This is a genomic window from Candidatus Pantoea soli (assembly GCF_007833795.1).
Taxonomy (GTDB): Bacteria; Pseudomonadota; Gammaproteobacteria; order Enterobacterales; family Enterobacteriaceae; genus Pantoea; species Pantoea soli.
This window is the reverse complement of the sequence record NZ_CP032703.1, coordinates 540,679-556,856: the sequence shown is the minus strand read 5'-3', so window position 1 is coordinate 556,856 and position 16,178 is coordinate 540,679. Positions and strand designations below refer to the sequence as shown.

Genomic DNA, 16,178 nt, shown 5'->3' with positions numbered 1-16,178 from the left:
AGCCTGAGATCTTCATTCTGTGGATGAAAAGGATCGGTTTCTGATTACAGTGAACAGTATCACTGATTATAGTGAACATTCTACTCTCTATAGTGAATAAAGTTCTGATTACAGTGAATGTTTTACTGTTTATAGTGAACACGATCACCTTCTCAGCCCTTGTGCCGTGCGGCCTGCGACGATCGGGGATCTCTTTGGATCTCTTTTAGATCTCCTTATGATCTTTCTTAAAGATCTATTCACTGTATAAGTGGATAACTCATGGAGAATCAATGCCCGACAACCCTAATCTTTGCGTTTCTCAGGTTATGACTTAAATTTTCATTCAGCACGCTGTCAGATCCTGAATTCACTCATCTGATCGAGACCTTTCATATTCTGTGATGAAGTTACTGATCAATATTCATTTTTCATCAGGTATGGTCAGGCGTAAGGTAGTCTGAAAGAAAAGACACCGCATTAAGGGAGATCCCATGACTGACAACATCATTACGCGTAACCCGACCACAGGCGAAACCCTGGCAACTTACCCACTGCAGACGCCCGCTGAAGTCGATGCAGCTCTGCAACAGAGCGCAGAGGCATTCAGCCAGTGGCGTGCAACACCGCTGGCGCAGCGAGCACAGGTTCTGCGTCAGCTGGCAGAACAGCTTCGTCAGCGTCAGGAGCAGCTTGCCGCTATGGCAACGCGTGAAATGGGCAAACCTATCGCGCAGGCACGGGCAGAAGTGCTGAAATGTGCTCACTTATGTGAATGGTACGCGGAGCATGGCCCGGCCATGCTGGCAGACAAGCCAGCAATGGTGGAAAACCAGCAGGCGTGGCAGGCATTTCGTCCGCTGGGTGTGATCCTGGCTGTGATGCCATGGAACTTCCCTTACTGGCAGGTACTGCGCGGTGCCGTCAGTATGCTGCTGGCCGGTAACACCTATGTACTGAAGCATGCGCCAGCGGTAATGGGCTGTGCCGGGCTGATGACGGAGCTGTTTGATGCCACCGATCTGCCAGCAGGCGGGTTTACGGTCATTAATACCGATAATGATGGTGTCTCTGCTGTGATTAACGATCCGCGCATCGCCGCCGTTGCCGTGACCGGCAGCGTGCGCGCAGGCAGCGCGATTGCTGCGCAGGCCGGCGCAGTGCTGAAGAAAACGGTTCTTGAACTGGGCGGAGCGGATCCATTTATCGTACTGGCCGATGCCGATCTGGACGCAGCAGTGGCCTCAGCCGTCGCAGGACGCTACCAGAACACCGGACAGGTATGCATGGCAGCCAAGCGCTTCATTATCGAAGAGAGCATCGCAGAAGCGTTTGAGGCGCGTTTTAGCGCAGCCGTCCAGGCGCTGAAAATCGGCGATCCGATGCAGGAAGAAACCTACATCGGCCCGATGGCCCGTTACGATCTGCGAGACGAACTGGATCGTCAGGTTCAGCAAACACTGCAGGAAGGTGCACGTCTGGTGATCGGCGGCCACAAACTGGAAGGTGCAGGCAATTACTATGCGCCGACAATCCTCGCTGACGTCACCCCGGCGATGACGGCATTTCAGCAGGAGATCTTCGGACCGGTGGCTGCAATCACTGTCGCACGTGACGCAGAACATGCGCTGGCGCTGGCCAACAACAGTGAATTTGGCCTGAGTGCCACCGTCTGGAGCGGAGATGAAACGCGTGCGCAACAGCTGGCAGATCAGCTGGAAACCGGCGCGGTGTTCATTAACGGCAACGGTGCTTCCGATCCGCGCGTCGCGATTGGCGGGGTGAAGAAGAGCGGCTATGGCCGTGAACTCTCCAGTTTTGGCGTGCACGAATTCTGCAATATCCAGACAATCTGGAAAAATCGTCGCTAAGCAAAACGGGGCGCGCCATAATGCGCGTCCCGACTCTCAGACACACTTTATTATGCGCACACCGGGCATCATTATTCTCGCCGCAGGCAAAGGGACGCGTTTTCAGCAGGCGGGTGGCGAAGGTTGCAAGTTGCTGGCACCTTATCCGGATGCGGCGGGCGTTTCACGTCCCCTTATCAGCCTTACACTTGCTCAGGCGCAGCGCAGCGGACTGCCGTGCATACTGGTAACCCGTCCCGATGCCCACGGCATTCTGCAGCTCGCCCGCGAGGCTGCGATGCCGGTCATCACGCTGAACAGCGCCGGCAGCGGCGAAACCATTGCCGCCGCAGTACGTGCCACCCCGGCATGGCAGGGCTGGCTGATTCAGCCAGGTGATATGGCCTGGGTTACCGCTGAGGATCATCGCCGTGTGGCGCAGGCGCTGTCTGCCGGCCTGCCACAGGTGAGGCTGGTGTGGCAAAACCAGCCAGGACATCCGGTTGGCTTCGCTTCAGCCTGGCGCGCCGCGCTCGGCAATCTGCAGGGCGATGCCGGCGCGCGCGCGCTGTTGGATCCGCTCACCTTAACCCTTCTTGAGGCCCATTCCGGCGTTATTCGTGATGCGGATTTGCCCGCAGACTGACTTTATCCGGGTAAAGCGATCCGGGGCATAAGCCCTCGCCATCACCACCGGCATCTGCGTCCTGTCTTTGTGACGCGCCCTCGATCTATTCCATGCCCCGAATCCAGCCCGGATCGGTCACCGGCAAAAATCTTGTGGCGCGGCTCAAACTCTCCGTCAAAGGTATTATAAAGGTATTGTTCCCGGTGCTAGAGTGGAGCCACCAACACCGGGGAGTTATTTTCGATGAAAACAACAATACCAAAACTGTCTTTTATGATGTTCCTTGAGTGGTTCATATGGGGAGCATGGTTTGTCCCGCTGTGGGCTTTCCTCAGCAAAAACGGCTTCACGCCGGTCGAGATTGCCTGGTGCTATGCCTGCACCTCAATCGCTGCCATCCTGTCGCCTATTCTGGTGGGATCGCTGGCCGATCGCTTCTTCCAGGCGCAGAAAGTGTTATCGCTGCTGACCATCGCCGGCGCGATCCTGATGTTTCTCGCCGCGCAGCAAACCCATTTCTCTGGCTTTTTCCCCTTACTGCTGCTTTATGCACTGACCTATATGCCGACCATTGCGCTGACCAACAGCATTGCGTTTTCGCACGTCGGCGATGTGGAGCGCGACTATCCGCGTATTCGCGTTATGGGCACGCTTGGCTGGATCGCCTCCGGTATTGTCTGCGGATTTCTGCCGCCGCTGCTGGGCTTTGGCGATATCTCTGCCAGCAACGTCCCGCTGCTGATTACCGCAGCCAGTTCGCTGCTGCTTGGGCTGTTTGCGTTAACCCTGCCGGCAACGGAACCCAAAAGCACCGGGAAATTCAGCCTGCGCGTGGCGCTCGGGCTGGATGCGCTGCACCTGCTGAAAGATCGCAGCTTTCTGGTATTTTTTGTTTGCTCCTTCCTGTTCAGCATGCCGCTGGCGTTTTACTACATTTTTGCCGAAGGTTATCTGACGGAAGTCGGACTGCCGCATGCCACCGGCTGGATGACGCTGGGACAGGTCTCAGAGATCTTCTTCCTGCTGGCGCTGCCGTTCTTTATCAAGCGCTTCGGTATCGGCAAAGTGCTGCTGCTTGGCCTGGTGACCGCCGCGCTGCGCTATGTGTTCTTTGTTTTCGGCGGCGACCAGAACATCCTCACGTTTGGCCTGCTGTTTATGGGCATCCTGCTGCACGGCGTCAGCTACGACTTCTACTTCATTACGGCCTATATCTATGTCGATAAGAAAGCGCCGGTCGCCATGCGTAACGCGGCGCAGGGGCTGATTACGCTGGCGTGTCAGGGTATCGGCAGCCTGCTGGGCTATCGTCTGGGCGGTTATCTGATGCAAGAGATGTTCGCTTATGACCAACCGCGTAACGGGCAAACCTTTAACTGGGCCGGTATGTGGCTGTTCGGCAGCGTTATGATTGTCATCATCACGCTGGCTTTTATCGTCCTGTTCCGTGACGGCAAAAAACGCAGCGACGAATTAACCGCTTTCGATCATGCAGCGCCTGCTGAAAGCCATAAATAAGAGATGTAATAATGACAATGACACACCAGGAAAAACGGATTCTGGGCGCTTTTTACGGCCAGGCGCTCGGCGATGCAATGGGCATGCCCTCAGAGTTATGGCCGCGCAGTCGCGTGAAGCAGCATTTTGGCTGGATCGATCGCTTTCTGCCGGGACCGGCTGAAAACAGTGCCGCCTGCTATTTTGGCCGCGCGACTTTTACTGATGACACCGCCATGGCGCTGGCGCTGGCGGACGCCATCATCAGCCATGAGGGGGAGATCAACGCGGAAACCATTGGTGCCAATATTCTGCGCTGGGCAGAATCGTTTGATGCCTTCAATAAAAATGTACTCGGGCCAACCTCAAAGATTGCCCTTAACGCGCTGAAAAACGGTACGCCGGTGGCGCAACTGGAAAATAACGGGCTGACCAATGGCGCCGCCATGCGCGTATCACCCTTGGGCTGCCTGCTGCCCGCACGGGATCTCAACGCCTTTATTGATGCCGTGGCGCTGGCATCCAGCCCCACGCACAAAGCAGATGTTGCCGTCGCGGGTGCCACAGCGATAGCCTGGGCCATTTCCCGCGCCATCGACGGCGCGGCCTGGGCCACCCTGCGCGACGAGCTGCCCGCGATTGCGCGGGCCGCACAGGAGAAGCGCATCACGACATTCAGCGCGTCAATGGCGTCGCGCATTGAGCTGGCGCTGCAGGTCGCGGCGCAGGGCAGGGGTGCCGAGTCAACCATGCAGCAGATTTACGATCTGGTCGGCACGGGCACCAGCACCATTGAATCGGTACCGGCGGCGATAGCGATGGTAGAACTGGCCGGCACCGATCCCAACCGCTGTGCGATTTTATGCGCCAATCTGGGAGGGGATACCGACACCATCGGTGCAATGGCGGTGGCGGTGTGCGGTGCGCTGCACGGGATTGATGCCATTGACCCGACGCTGAAAGCGGAGCTGGACGCTGCCAATGCGCTGGACTTTACCCGTTACAGCCGTGCATTCCTGCGTTTTCGCCAGCAGCGTGAGGCCGCGTATGCTCACGCCTGATGATCTAGCACGACTGTCGGGGCGTCTGCCGGTGTGTGTGATCGGCGCCGCGGTGGTGGATGTGATTGCGAAGGCGGGTTCACTCCCGCAGCGTGGCAGCGATATTGAACTGCAGCAGCAGGGCGTCAGCGTGGGTGGCTGTGCGCTTAACGTCGCGATTACGCTGCACCGGCTGGGCATTCCGTCGATTAACGCGCTGCCGCTGGGCGCCGGGCCGTGGGCCAGCCTCATCCGGCAGAAACTGGCTGACTATGGAATACATAGCGTGCTGGAGAATGCAGCGGGTGATAACGGCTGGTGCCTGGCGCTGGTCGAGCCGGAGGGTGAGCGCACGTTTTTATCCGTCAGTGGCGTAGAGAATCAGTGGGACGCCGCGCTGCTCAGTGCGCTGCCGCAACTGCCGCAGCGCTGGATTTATCTCTCCGGCTATCAGCTTGCCAGCCGCAGCGGTGCAGGGCTGCTCGACTGGCTGGAGCAGCAACCTGCGCCCTGTCAACTGCTGGTGGATTTGGGTCCGCGGCTGGCGGCGATCGACGCGGCCTTGTTTGACCGGATTATGGCGATGCATCCACTGATTACAGTGAACAGACAGGAGGCGCAACAGCTGTGGTGCGAACGTCTGGCCATCACTGAGCCGTTCGAGGCGCGACAGCTGATGACGCGCTGGCAGCAGCGTTTCGCGTCAGCCATTGTGGTGCGGCTGGACAGCGAGGGGGCCGGCTTTGCCGACGCCAGTCAGCAGGGCTGGTTACCGGCGCTGCCCGCGACGGTGGTGGATACCATTGGCGCCGGTGACAGCCATGCCGGCGGTCTGCTGGCGGGACTGGCTTCCGGCTGGTCACTGGCGGAGAGCGTGGCGCTCGGCAATGCGGTGGCTTCCTATGTGGTGGCGCATCGCGGCGGAGATTGCGCACCGGATCGCGCCACGCTTTATCGCTACTGGCAGCAGGCGCTTACTCAGCAATAAATACGTACATGTCACTGCGGCAGTAGCTGATGCTGTACTCCAGCGCATCGCCCTGCGCATCAAACGCCAGCTGCTTAATCACCAGCACCGGCACACCGGCAGGCAGGGCGATTTGCTGTTGCAGGGCGGCATCCGGCATGCGTGCGCTGACCCGGCTCTGTGATTTCACCGGAATGATTTGCTGCTGGCGGAAATAGTCATACAGCGAAATGCCGATCGCCGCGACATCCGCAATGTAGCGGGCCGGTACCCAGGACTCTTCGACGGAGACCGCCTGCTGGTCAACATAGCGCACGCGCTTCAGCAGGTAGACTTCGCTGCCTTCACTGAGCCCAAGCTGTTCTGCAATCTCCATGCTGCAGGGAATTTTATTTTTGCTGATCCACAAGGTGTCCGGCTTCTTGCCGCGCAGTACAGCCTGCTGCGACAGGCCATTGGGTTCTTTCAGCGAGTACTCAAACGGGCTACAGATTTGCGTGCCGTAGCCGCGTGAGCGCAGCACCATGCCCTCTTTTTCCAGCTCATCCATTGCCTTGCGCACGGTAATGCGCGAAATACCCAGCGAGTGACTGAACTCACGTTCGCCGGGCAGGATCTCTTCATGGCGCAGCGTGCCATCGCGCACTGCCTCTTTCATGGCGCTGGCAAAGCGTTTGTATAACGGCGTGCGGCTGGGTTGCGTCAGCAGGGAGGAGAGCCGCGAAAATAGCGCAGTGTGGTCGGTCATAACAGGTTGTTACTCAATCCGGTAAGCGGCAGATAGGCTATGATACTGATTTTCCGGCGGCGACGATAAAGAATAGTGGCGGAGCAATCCGCGCTGTTCGTTTGCGGCGCGGCATGGCATGTTAGCGGGCTGCTCTGCGCGGATGCGCGGCAAATACTCAAATAAGGAAGGGCGGATGAGCACGGAAAACATGATTACCCTGTTGAAATATAAGCGCTGGATAGATGCCGAAACCCTGGCCACTGTTGCAGGCATTGATGAGCCGGCTTACGCAGACATGCGCCACCGCATGCTCCGGCTGATGAATCACATTTACGTGGTGGACGCGATCTTCAAAGCCAATATCCTTGGCCAGCCGCACGGCTACACCGCGCTGAGTACCCCGGAAACGCCTGTGGTTGCGGAGCTGCAGACGAAAATGGCGGAGACTACAGACTGGTATATCCGACATGTCGAAACCCTGCAGCCAGAGGATTTTAATGCGCGAATCGCTTTCCGTTTCGTGGATGGTGGCGCAGGTGCAATGACGGCAGGCGATATGCTGCACCATGTGCTGTTTCACGGCACCTATCATCGTGGTGCGGTGGGCTGGCTGATTTCAGAGTGCGGCCGGCAGGCTCCCCGGGACGTGCTGACGGTATACCTGCGCGATCACCACTCCTGAAATACGCCGGCTGTTTAAGGGCGCAGGAACGTCATCAATAAAAAAGGCAGAGCGTGCGGCTCTGCCTTTGCGATCCTAAGGGACAGCGCGATTCCTGCTGCCTTTATACGGTGGAGACCGTTTTCACCGCCGGACGCTGCGGCAACAGGCAGAGAAAGGCGACGATAATCAGCGCCAGTGACAGCGATGCGCTGTAGCGGCTCAGCGCCAGCCCGCCATCCGCAATCGGTTTATCAAGGAAATCCCCGACCACCGCACCCAGAGGACGGGTCAGAATAAAGGCTGCCCAGAAAAGCGCGGTGCGTGAAAGCGAGGTAAAACGGCTGGCGGCCCAGATAATGACCAGCGCGCCGACAAACAGCAGAATGCCGCCGTCATAGCCCAGCCCCTCGCTGTCTGCGGTCCAGTCACCCAGCGCCGTACCCAGCGTTTGTGAAAACATAATGGTTAGCCAGTAAAAGCACTCGCTCACGCCATTATTCACAGAACTCACGGCAATGGTGCCGCAGGTGATACGCCACACCAGCAGCGACAGAATCAGCAGCGTGCTCAGCATGACGGTGCCGCCCAGATAGCCGATGCCCAGTGAGCGATCGGCAAAGTCAGCCAGCGTGGTACCAACCGTTGTGGTCGCCACCACCGTAAACCAGTAGATCCATTTATTGAAGCTGTCGCGTTTGATTTGTACTACGACAGCGATGAAAAAGATGATGGCGAAAATCAGCGTACCGGTGAGGTAGCCGAGATTCATCGACATGGTCACCGCATCACCGCCGGTTTCACCCAGCGTGGTAGCGGCGATCTTGGTCAACCAAAACGCCAGAGTCACAGCAGGCACTTTGCTGAGAGGAGAAGAACCAGAGGTTTTATTATGCATGGGGTACGCTCCGCAAAAGCCCGGGATGGGCTCAGGTGTTGCACAGGTTATCGGAATATTCTTAAGAAAAAGTTAACTCTGGCCGGGCGGGTAAAACTTTTTTCTGGTCCTGAAAATCAATCCAGGATGCGGGCTGGCGCAACGGGCGTTGATCGCCCGTGTGGCAGAACGTCGGACATCACGCCCGTCCCGTTGCTGAAGCGGTTTCTGCCGCACAGCATCGAGCGTGCGCGCATTGCCCGCGCTGTGCGCGTCACGAGGATACGCGGGTCATGTAACGGTACGGACAATTCTGCTGCCATCGTCCCTTATGTGTGTTATGTTATAATATAACATTAACAACCACAGGCGAATGGCAATGCAGTACAGACACTTTTCACTCCTTCTGGCACTGGTTTTAAGCACTGACGCGCTGGCGCATGGCGCGCCGCTGAACAAGGAAGAAGCAGCAGCGGCAAAAGGCATTTTTGCTGATGCGCAGGTAAAGGATCGGCCCCTTTCTGACTGGGACGGCGTCTGGCAATCGGTTTATCCTTACGCGAAAGAGGGCAGTCTTGATCCGGTATTTCGTCAAAAAGCGCAAGCCGATAAAAGCAAAACGTTCAGCGAGATAAAAAATTACTATTTAACCGGCTATGCCAGCGATATCAGCGATATGGGTATCGAAAAGGGTGTCATTGAATTTACCCGCAATGGAAAAGTCAGCGCCTGCAAATATGATTACAGCGGATACAAAATTCTGCATTACGCATCAGGTAAAAAAGGGGTTCGTTACTTATTTACCTGTCATGACCAAAAAAGTGACGCCCCGCGATTTGTACAGTTCAGCGATCACATTATCAGCCCGCGCAAGTCCACGCATTTCCATATTTTTACCGGTAACGTTTCCCAGCAGGCGCTGCTCAACGAGCTGGAAAACTGGCCAACCTTTTTTCCGTATCAGCTTTCAAAAGAAGAGGTTATTGACGATCTGCTTCATCACTGATGGCGCGGAACGCCACAGCGTTTAAGGCAGACCGGAGGCATTGATTCTGCGCAGCCAGAAAATGTGCCTGAGCGCGAAATAATAAAAGCGGGTGGGACGCACCCGCTGCAAATAGATTTCTTTCTGGTTTCTGCTGCGCTCTCAAAGGGACACCGCGGCTGGCCGGAAAAAGTACAGCGTGATGTTCAGATCGCTGACCGATAAACCGAAGCGGCTGCACGCCGTGTTCTGCGCCTTTATCAACGCTGTCGGCTAAATAACCGAATCCCTGCCGGGAAAGATCGTCCGCATATTGAATGACTTAGCTTTTACCCCTGACAAAAGCGTGCTGACAGGCTAATGAGGCCGATAAAAATGCCGATATACCAGCCTCATATCTTATTGTCTGGAAGTGAATTATGTCCCTGAAAAAATCTTCATTGATCGTTTTTACCATAATGTTGATTTTGTTTGTCGTCAGTGTCGCCATCAGCATCTGGATGCTGGTACGCAGTAACGACTCACTGAACGCCGTAAACAAAGAAATTCGCGTTGTTCTTTCGGTTATCGACCCGATCAACCACAGCCGTACGTTACGCGTCAGGTTAATGGAATATATGGCTGAGATGGATGACAAACCGGGAAGTGCAACCGCCAGTCTGGAGAGCGTCAAAGCCGCTGCCGGCAAAGCCGATGCAGCGTTTCAGGCCTATATGCAGGCGCCCCGTTTACCGGGTGAAGCGGCGGATGCTGACGCCTATCGTCAGGCTTACCAGCAGTACCGGACACAGGGTATTCAGCCACTGATCGACGCCGCAGAAGCGCACGATCCGGCACGCTTTAAGCAGCTTCTGCCGAATGTCATTCACCTGGATCGGCAGTATGAAATCATTCTGGATAAAGTGCTGGCACAGCATGAAGCCTACGCGAAAACGCTGAATGAGGACGCGCAGCGCCATTTCAACTCAGGGGTTGTCATCCTGGTGGTGCTGGGTATCCTGTTTGGCATCGTCATCGTGGGAATTTCCATGCTGATGCGTCGCTTTGTGCTGACACCGCTTTTCAGTGCCGTCAAACACTGTAATTTTATTGCTGCAGGTCATCTTGATTCCGCCGTACCGGTTGAAGCGCAGTCGCGCAGCGAAATTCAGAGCCTGATGAAATCGCTGGAGAGCATGCGCGTCTCGCTAACCGGTATCATCATGCAGGTGCGTGACTCTGCGCATTCTGTCTCGACCGCGTCCAGCGAAATTGCCGCCGGCAATATCGATCTGGCCTCGCGTACTGAACAGCAGGCCGCCGCCTTAACCGAAACTGCTGCCAGCATGGAAGAGCTGGGTGCCACGGTTAAACAGAATACCGACAACGTATTTGAAGCCTGCCGCTTAACGGCAGAAGCGGTGGTCAACGCGGAGAAAGGGGAAAAAGTCTCACGCGAGGTGATCACCTCAATGGGGCTGATTAATTCCAGCTCGAAAAAGATTGAGGATATCATCACCGTCATTAACGGCATCGCCTTCCAGACCAACATCCTTGCCCTGAACGCGGCCGTTGAGGCTGCCCGTGCCGGGGAGCAGGGGCGTGGCTTCGCGGTGGTAGCCGGCGAAGTGCGTAACCTGGCGCAGCGCAGCGCGGTGGCAGCGAAGGAAATCGAGAGCCTGATCGCCGAATCGGTCAACATCATTGACACCGGATCGGAGCAGGTCAGCCGCACCGGAGAAGCGATGAACGCCATCATCTCCTCTGTCAGTCGTGTCAACCAGCTGATGGAGCATATCTCCACTGCCTCAGACGAGCAGAGTCGTGGGATTGGCCAGATTGAACAGGCGGTGACAGAAATGGATTCGGTCACGCAGCAGAACTCGGCGCTGGTGCAGGAATCTGCCGCTGCCGCCGCTTCTCTGGAAGATCAGGTTCAGCATCTGACGCAGGCTGTCTCGACCTTCCGTCTGTCACAGGCCTAAAACGTTATCGCGCAAGCCGGGGGCGCGCCCCCGGTTTCAGTGTCCCGCCTCCCTCTGCGTCAGCGGCTTGGGTTTACCCTCCGCAGGGCGCGAAACCAGAATGCCGATGATCCCGCCCGCAATCAGCGCAACGGCCACAATCAGCAGGCCATAATGATAACTGCTGGTGGCATCTTTGATTTTTCCCAGCACCGGCGGTAAGCCCAGCCCGACGAAATTCGCCACGGTATTGATAAACGCAATCGACGCGGCAGCGGCGACGCCGCGCAGTTTCTCTGTGGTAACGGCCCAGAAAATCGGCGTCAGCGCAAAGTTAAAGCCAACGGTAAGCACCAGCAGCCCATACGACAGCCACAGATTACCGGCATAAATTGCGGCGGTCAGCGCCAGGCCGGAAAACACCAGCGGCAGCCCCATATGCCAGGCGCGTTCGCCGGTACGGTCAGAATGACGTCCGTTCAGGTACATACACAGGCACGCCAGCACAAAGGGCACCGCAGAGAGCAGGCTGATCGTCAGATTGCTCTGCCCGGCCGCCATGCTTTTGATGATTAACGGCATAAACAGCGTGATACCGATCGACCCAAATGCCTGCAGAAACCACACCAGGCTCAGCAGCAGTACGGTGCTATTTTTCAGTGCGCCGAGCCAGGTGTGGTTGGGCTGAGCATCTGCACCCGTGTTGTCCTGTTGCAGGCGCTGACGCAGCCAGGATTTCTGCTGCGGGCTAAGCCATACCGCCTGTTCCGGCGTATCCGGCAGACGCCACAGCACCAGAATGCCGAGCACCACGGCAGGAATGCCTTCCAGCGCGAACAACCAGCGCCAGCCTGCTATGTCTGCCACGCCGTGCATGTTGAGGATCGCCCCGGAGACCGGCAGGCCGATGATGGAAGCCGCGACCGATCCCATGTAGAAGAAGGACATGGCACGAGCGCGGTTACTTTTCGGAAACCAGCAGGCGATATAGTAGATAATGCCGGGGGCAAAACCGGCCTCTGCCATACCCAGCAGGAAGCGCATTACATACAGCTGATTCGCGCTGTGTACCAGCGCCATGCCGGTGCTGACAATGCCCCAGGTGATCATAATGCGGGCAATCCAGCGCCGCGCCCCGACTTTGGTCATGATGACATTGCTGGGGATCTCAAACAGGATGTAAGACACATAAAACATGCCGACGCCCAGTCCATACATGCTGGCGGAAAGCCCCAGATCCGCGTTCATCTGCAGCGCGGCGATCGAGATGTTGGTCTTATCCAGATTGGCGACAAAATAGCAGAGGATAATGAACGGGATAATTTTTGTGTTCAGTTGTCTGAGCGTAGAAGTCTGTAGCGTGATATTCATCATTTTGACCTCGTTTCGCGTGGTGCCGGATTCAGGCAGCAGCAGGCCTGCCCGCCGCGCACGCAGGGTAGGGTGACAGGGTAGGGTTATAGGTTATGACGCTGCCGGGGCGGCAATGGGGTGCCAGAACAGTCCGCCGCCGGGGTTAACGATCTACCACTCTGCGACGGTGCCATCCGCAAACCGCCACAGCGGATTACGCCAGTCGTCGGCATGCTGACTGCGCGCCGCCACCAGCGGCTCATTGATTTCCACGCCCAGACCGGGCCGGGTTAAGGGCGCAAACTGGCCGCCCGACAGCGTGAAGTCCTCTTTATTGATCACATAATCCAGCAACTCCGCGCCCTGGTTATAGTGAATGCCCATGCTTTGTTCCTGGAACACGGCATTACGCGCTACAAAATCCACATGCAGACAGGCAGCCAGTGCCAGCGGGCCCAGCGGACAGTGCGGTGCCAGCGCCACGTCATACGCTTCGGCCATCGCCGCGATTTTCACGCACTCGGTGATGCCGCCGGCATGGGAAAGATCGGGCTGCAGGATGGCAAGGCCGCCAGCCTCCAGGACACGCTTGAACTCAAACCGCGAGTACATCCGTTCACCGGCGGCAATCGGCAGATGCGTCTGCGCGGCAAGGCGGGGATAGTATTCCGCCTGTTCTGCCAGCACCGGCTCTTCAATAAACAGCGGGCGATACGGCTCCAGTTCTTTGATCAGGATTTTTGCCATCGGCGCGCTGACACGACCGTGAAAATCCAGGCCAAACTCAATCTCATTGCCAAAGGTTTCGCGGATTTGTGCCACGGTACTGACCGCCGCATCCACTTTGCGCGCGCTGTCGATAATGCCCATCTCTTCGCAGCCGTTGAGTTTGAAGGTATCAAACCCGATCGCGCGCAGGGTATGAATCCCGGCAATCACCTCAGCGGGGCGATCGCCACCCACCCAGCTGTAGGCCTTAATGGTGTCCCGTACCAGCCCGCCGAGCAGCTGCCATACCGGCACGCCCAGCACTTTGCCTTTGATATCCCACAGCGCCTGATCGATACCGGCGATGGCGCTCATCAGAATCGGGCCGCCGCGGTAAAAGCCGCCGCGATACATCACCTGCCACAAGTCGTTGATGCGCGCCGGATCCTGACCAATGAGGTAGTCAGAGAGTTCGTGCACCGCTGTTTCAACGCTTTTTGCCCGGCCTTCAATAACCGGTTCGCCCCAGCCCGTTACGCCTTCATCGGTTTCAATCTTCAGGAACATCCAGCGCGGCGGTAAGCGGTAGGTGGTCAGTCGGGTGATTTTCATTGTGTGGCTTCCTTATAGGCTGCGACAAAAGCGCGTGCCTGTTCTGCGGTGCGGGAAACCGGCTGGCCGGGGCGATACAGATCGCTGCCCAGACCCGCACCCACGCAACCTGCAGCCAGAAACGCATGAAGATTTTCCGGCGTGACGCCGCCGACAGCGAAAACCGGGACCTGCCCCGGCAAAACGGCTTTCAGCGCTTTGATGTAATCCGGCCCGAAGGCGGCGGAAGGAAAGATCTTCAGCGCCTGAGCACCGGCCTTCAGGGCGGTAAACGCCTCGGATGCCGTGGCGCAACCGGCCGCCACCGTCATGCCCTGCGCCACCGCGCGCTGAATAACGGCGACATCGGTGTTCGGCGTCACCACCAGCCGGCTGTTTATTGCCGCCAGTTGGTCCACCTGCTCCGGCTCCAGAACGGTGCCTGCGCCAATCAGCGCCTGATGTCCGAAGGCAGCCACCAGGCTGGCGATGCTGCGCGCCCATTCCGGTGAGTTCAGCGGGATTTCAATGGCGTCAAAGCCGGCCGCCAGCAGCGCGCCGGCATGCGCTTCGGCTTCTTCAGGGCGGATGCCGCGCAGAATGGCGATGAGCGGCAGCTTAGTGATCCAGTTCATGGGCAATGCTCCTGATTCCCTGCTGGAAAGCCCGATCGCCATCCAGCCACTGTGCTGACAGCCCGCCTAGCGCCATCGCCTGCAGATAGCGATCGGCCAGCGCCGGGCTGGCGATCAGCGTCAGCGGGGTCGGCTGCGGGTGCATAAAGGTTTCCGCCATCAGCGCAACCTCATGGCCGATGAGCAAACCGGAGAGAAAGTCACTGACCGAGGCGGCTGGCCGTACGCCCAGCAGGCGGGCCGCGCGCACTTCAAATAATCGGCTGAGAAGGCTGCGATCCTGCGCGCCGGTTTCCAGTCCCTGACGAAACGCCTCCGCATCCGCAACCTGTGCAGGCAAGCCCGCGCCAATCAGGGCGTGGTGCAGAAGAAGATGGTGCAGCTCACCGGTCATGACGGTACGAAACGCCACGATCCGCTGTTGATCCGCACGCACCCATTTGCAGTGCGTACCGGGCAGTACGTAGTAAGACGCGGGGCACAGCCGCGCGGCACCGAGCAACTGAGTCTCTTCGCCGCGCATCACATTGACATTTTCCCTGTCATGCAGGCTTAGCCCCGGTACGATCCAGCCGTGTTTATCCACGCGAGTCAGACGTGCAGCAAGGTCATCCAGCGAGACCGGGCAGGGCAGATACGGGACATTCATCCAGCCTGCGTCGCTGCCGACCATGCCGGCCATGATCACCGGCACCGCCTGCCGCGGCCAGTCACGGGTAATCTCCTCCAGCACCTCTGCCGGCGGTCTGCCCTGCAGACGTGTGATACCGGCTTCAGCGCGACGCGCCTGTTCACAGACGCCGTCACAGTAATACCAGGCTCGCAGGTGAGTGGAGCCCCAGTCGATCGCAATATAGCTGTTCAATGGATGTCCTTTAACCGGCGTGCGGAACTAGCAATCATGGTCAGCGCTGCCTGCTCAGCCGCATCCGGATTCTGCTGACGGATAGCATGAAACAGCGCCTTATGTTCCTGCAGCGTCTGCGGCATGTTGTCACTGTCCGGCATGTAAGTGCGTTCAAATATCGCCAGCTGCAGGGCACTGATCGCCACGCTGAGCTGCTGTAAAACCGGATTATGGACGGAAGCCAGCACCGCTTCGTGATAACGGATATCCGCCTGGTTGAAGGCAGTGCGATCGTCATAATGCGCGACCATCTCATTCAGCGCCGCTTCAATCCGGGCTAAATCGCCGGAAGTGGCGCGCTCTGCCGACCAGCGGGCAATCTGCGGCTCCACCAGGTTACGCACCTCGTTCATGGCACCGATCAGCCGGGGATCCCGATTGTGTTTCAGCGACCATTGCAGCACCTCACTGTCCAGAAAATTCCACTGGTCGTGCGGTGTGACAAACGCGCCGCGATAGCGCCTGACCTCTATCAGGCGTTTGCCCACCAGCGTGCGCAACACTTCACGAATGATGTTGCGCGAGGTGCGGAACTGCTCACACAGCTCCGCTTCAGCGGGCAGCGCGGCACCGGGAAGATATTTACCCGATACAATCTCTTCGCCTATCGCCAGAATGATCCGGTCCGTTTTGCTGATGTCGTCTTTCATGAGAGTCCATGCGGTAAGGTGAAGATGGCGAGGCTGTGGCACCGCCGGTGGCTGTGTCGAATAACCCGCGCGATATTGCCGGGTCAGCATGAGGGAGATTGTAGTACCCATAAAACAGGTTGTACTACAATGCTGATCACAAAACAGACAATTCAGGTACGGGCGCAGCACGAAGCC

The 16,178-nt window shown here is 57.6% G+C and carries 15 protein-coding genes; 8 read left to right on the top strand and 7 right to left on the bottom strand.

The window, feature by feature from the left end:
- The first annotated feature begins 473 nt into the window (after positions 1 to 473).
- From D8B20_RS20030 to D8B20_RS20010, 5 genes are all read left to right on the top strand, one after another.
- Entirely contained in the window at positions 474 to 1,850 is a 1,377-nt protein-coding gene (locus D8B20_RS20030; protein ID WP_145891599.1) for an aldehyde dehydrogenase family protein, read from the top strand.
- 52 nt (positions 1,851 to 1,902) lie between these two features.
- A complete protein-coding gene (locus D8B20_RS20025; RefSeq protein ID WP_145891597.1) occupies positions 1,903 to 2,475 on the top strand; it encodes a nucleotidyltransferase family protein in 573 nt (190 codons plus the stop codon).
- Between the two features lie 225 nt (positions 2,476 to 2,700).
- Positions 2,701 to 3,975, top strand: coding sequence for a nucleoside permease (locus tag D8B20_RS20020; RefSeq protein WP_145891595.1), 1,275 nt, complete (start codon positions 2,701 to 2,703; stop codon positions 3,973 to 3,975).
- 11 nt (positions 3,976 to 3,986) lie between these two features.
- Positions 3,987 to 5,015 (top strand): ADP-ribosylglycohydrolase family protein, encoded by a 1,029-nt coding sequence (locus D8B20_RS20015; protein WP_145891592.1) that lies wholly within the window; start codon positions 3,987 to 3,989, stop codon positions 5,013 to 5,015.
- Entirely contained in the window at positions 5,002 to 5,982 is a 981-nt protein-coding gene (locus D8B20_RS20010) for a PfkB family carbohydrate kinase (RefSeq protein WP_145891590.1), read from the top strand. Before D8B20_RS20015 ends, D8B20_RS20010 begins: the two co-directional genes overlap by 14 nt.
- Here D8B20_RS20010 and D8B20_RS20005 read toward each other — a convergent pair.
- On the bottom strand, positions 5,969 to 6,709 hold the full coding sequence (locus tag D8B20_RS20005; protein WP_145891588.1) for a GntR family transcriptional regulator: 741 nt from the start codon (positions 6,707 to 6,709) through the stop codon (positions 5,969 to 5,971). The genes D8B20_RS20010 and D8B20_RS20005 overlap by 14 nt on opposite strands.
- A gap of 175 nt (positions 6,710 to 6,884) precedes the next feature.
- On the opposite strand from D8B20_RS20005, the gene D8B20_RS20000 reads away from it, so the two are divergent.
- Positions 6,885 to 7,373 carry a DinB family protein gene (locus D8B20_RS20000; protein WP_145891586.1) on the top strand — a complete coding sequence of 163 codons (489 nt, stop codon included), beginning with the start codon at positions 6,885 to 6,887 and terminating at the stop codon, positions 7,371 to 7,373.
- A 103-nt stretch (positions 7,374 to 7,476) separates the two neighbouring features.
- Here the strand turns inward: D8B20_RS20000 and D8B20_RS19995 are convergent, their stop codons facing one another.
- The gene (locus D8B20_RS19995; protein ID WP_145891585.1) at positions 7,477 to 8,250 is read right to left on the bottom strand and encodes a COG4705 family protein; all 774 of its coding nucleotides are present in this window, start codon (positions 8,248 to 8,250) and stop codon (positions 7,477 to 7,479) included.
- 358 nt (positions 8,251 to 8,608) lie between these two features.
- On the opposite strand from D8B20_RS19995, the gene zinT reads away from it, so the two are divergent.
- On the top strand, positions 8,609 to 9,235 hold the full coding sequence (gene zinT, locus D8B20_RS19990; protein ID WP_261388120.1) for a metal-binding protein ZinT: 627 nt from the start codon (positions 8,609 to 8,611) through the stop codon (positions 9,233 to 9,235).
- Positions 9,236 to 9,633: 398 nt separating this feature from the next.
- Positions 9,634 to 11,178, top strand: coding sequence for a methyl-accepting chemotaxis protein (locus tag D8B20_RS19985; protein WP_145891581.1), 1,545 nt, complete (start codon positions 9,634 to 9,636; stop codon positions 11,176 to 11,178).
- A gap of 36 nt (positions 11,179 to 11,214) precedes the next feature.
- On the opposite strand, the gene D8B20_RS19980 is transcribed toward D8B20_RS19985, so the two are convergent.
- The 5 genes from D8B20_RS19980 to D8B20_RS19960 form a co-directional block, all read right to left on the bottom strand.
- A complete protein-coding gene (locus D8B20_RS19980; RefSeq protein WP_145891657.1) occupies positions 11,215 to 12,528 on the bottom strand; it encodes an MFS transporter in 1,314 nt (437 codons plus the stop codon).
- A 153-nt stretch (positions 12,529 to 12,681) separates the two neighbouring features.
- A complete protein-coding gene (gene dgoD / locus D8B20_RS19975; protein WP_145891579.1) occupies positions 12,682 to 13,830 on the bottom strand; it encodes a galactonate dehydratase in 1,149 nt (382 codons plus the stop codon).
- Positions 13,827 to 14,444: a 2-dehydro-3-deoxy-6-phosphogalactonate aldolase gene (locus tag D8B20_RS19970; protein ID WP_145891577.1), complete on the bottom strand. Its 618-nt coding sequence runs from the start codon at positions 14,442 to 14,444 to the stop codon at positions 13,827 to 13,829. The genes dgoD and D8B20_RS19970 overlap by 4 nt, the downstream gene beginning before the upstream one ends.
- Positions 14,428 to 15,309, bottom strand: a complete 882-nt coding sequence (locus D8B20_RS19965) for a 2-dehydro-3-deoxygalactonokinase (RefSeq protein WP_145891575.1) — start codon at positions 15,307 to 15,309, stop codon at positions 14,428 to 14,430. Before D8B20_RS19965 ends, D8B20_RS19970 begins: the two co-directional genes overlap by 17 nt.
- On the bottom strand, positions 15,306 to 16,001 hold the full coding sequence (locus tag D8B20_RS19960) for a FadR/GntR family transcriptional regulator (protein ID WP_145891573.1): 696 nt from the start codon (positions 15,999 to 16,001) through the stop codon (positions 15,306 to 15,308). The genes D8B20_RS19965 and D8B20_RS19960 overlap by 4 nt, the downstream gene beginning before the upstream one ends.
- Between the last annotated feature and the right edge of the window lie 177 nt (positions 16,002 to 16,178).